This window comes from Mesorhizobium sp. M7A.F.Ca.CA.002.09.1.1 (genome assembly GCF_003998555.1).
GTDB classification, from domain to species: Bacteria; Pseudomonadota; Alphaproteobacteria; order Rhizobiales; family Rhizobiaceae; genus Mesorhizobium; species Mesorhizobium ciceri.
On sequence record NZ_RZRR01001533.1, the window covers coordinates 1 to 556 of the forward strand.

Annotated in this window: 2 pseudogenes; both read right to left on the reverse strand. The window is 67.1% G+C overall.

Going from position 1 to position 556, the window contains the following annotated elements:
• A pseudogene (locus EN994_RS34485) lies at window positions 1–393 on the reverse strand (xanthine dehydrogenase family protein molybdopterin-binding subunit); the annotation flags it as partial.
• Window positions 383–556 (reverse strand): annotated as a pseudogene (locus EN994_RS36615) (xanthine dehydrogenase family protein subunit M); the annotation flags it as partial. The pseudogenes EN994_RS36615 and EN994_RS34485, both read right to left, overlap by 11 nt.

A 556-nucleotide genomic window follows, 5' to 3' on the forward strand; every position in this document is an offset into this window, starting at 1 on the left:
GGTCGCCGCCTCCAGCGTCTCGGCGATCACCGCGGCGATGCTCTGATTGGGGTAGCGGACCTGGTCGTTCTGCAAGAGGTCGAGCCGGAACATGAAGGGATGGTCCTTGGCGTCCGGATCGGCAGCGAGCGCTGGCCGGTTCTTGGGCGTCATCACCTCGACCACGCCTCTGTATGCCTTGGCCGCCTCGACATCCAGCGCGGCGACGCGGCCGCGTGCGATGCTGCTGACCGCCAGCACGGCGTAGAGCATGCCGGGCGGATGGTTGTCGGCGGCATAGCGCGCGGCTCCGGTGACTTTCAGAAAGCCGTCGCGGCGGGTCAGCGGCTGGCCGATGCTAGAGCCTTGCCGGGCATGGGCGGGTTGCTGGTTGAGGCTGAGTTCAAGCGTCATGGCGCGCTCCAGGAATGTTCGAGAACGGGGAGGCAGGAAGGGCCGGCAGACGCTCGGGCGTTCCCGAAAGCGCAGAGATCAGCGCCCTGATCACGATGCGGCGGGCAAGCTCGATCTTGAAGGCATTGTCGCCGGAAGGGCTGGCATCGGCCAAGGCAGCGTC